We start from the raw sequence: 688 nt of genomic DNA, 5'->3' as shown, positions 1-688 counted from the left end.
TTCCCGAACAGCGCGCATTAGTGAAAAGCTCCGCATTCTGGTTCTCTAGGATGGGACAGTTCATGAGGTGGCGTCGCAAACTTAAAACCGTCAAGTGGCGCTTTATCGCTCAGTTCAAGGAGGGGCCCCGGGCAGCTATGGGCAGGCGCAGCTGTGACGTTGCAGTTACCGACTATAGCTGCGGGCTGAAATGGCTCGCGCTGTCAGTCGTCCCCTTTGCAGGGCTCTGATACGGAAGTTTGCTCTGCACGACCACGTCGTCTGCACGTGGCTTGAGGTTGAGCACATCCCCACTTGCCAAGCCATCTGCTCCAACCCCGCTTTAGGCTGCCATCTATGTGCGCGATCGGGATAGTTTTTCAGCTATGGATAGTAACGTTCTGGTCGATAGAGTCGCGGCCCAAGCGGCTCATATTCTCGGTCGCGGTCAAGTCAGGATGTCCAAAGGACATGCCGAAAAGCATCTTGTAGTTCTCTGGAATACCAAGCACTTCCCTTACGGTGTCGGCATAGAAGCCAAGGGAGGTTTGGGGGATGCCGCCAAGGCCGTGCGCAGTCAACGAGRGAAGGAATGTCTGGGCGTACATGCCCACGTCTGCGGCTGCCCTCACAGTGTCTCCCATGACTGGCACGAAAAGCATTGCCACATGCGGCGCCCCAAAGAACTGGAAATTCATGGCTGCAGCAC

General features: G+C 56.2%; 2 protein-coding genes. One reads left to right on the top strand and one right to left on the bottom strand.

The window, feature by feature from the left end; all coding sequences use genetic code 11:
- The coding region (locus AC1DRJ_RS31135) for a hypothetical protein (protein ID WP_477805490.1) at positions 1-230 on the top strand (230 nt) is incomplete at its 5' end.
- 129 nt (positions 231-359) lie between these two features.
- Here the strand turns inward: AC1DRJ_RS31135 and AC1DRJ_RS31130 are convergent.
- Positions 360-688, bottom strand: a 329-nt coding sequence (locus AC1DRJ_RS31130; protein WP_477805489.1) for a nitroreductase family protein, incomplete at its 5' end; no start/stop codon positions are given.

The organism is Pseudomonas sp. P5_B2 (genome assembly GCF_056400445.1).
Note: the sequence above shows the minus strand (reverse complement) of the source record. Positions and strands in the feature narration are given on the sequence as shown.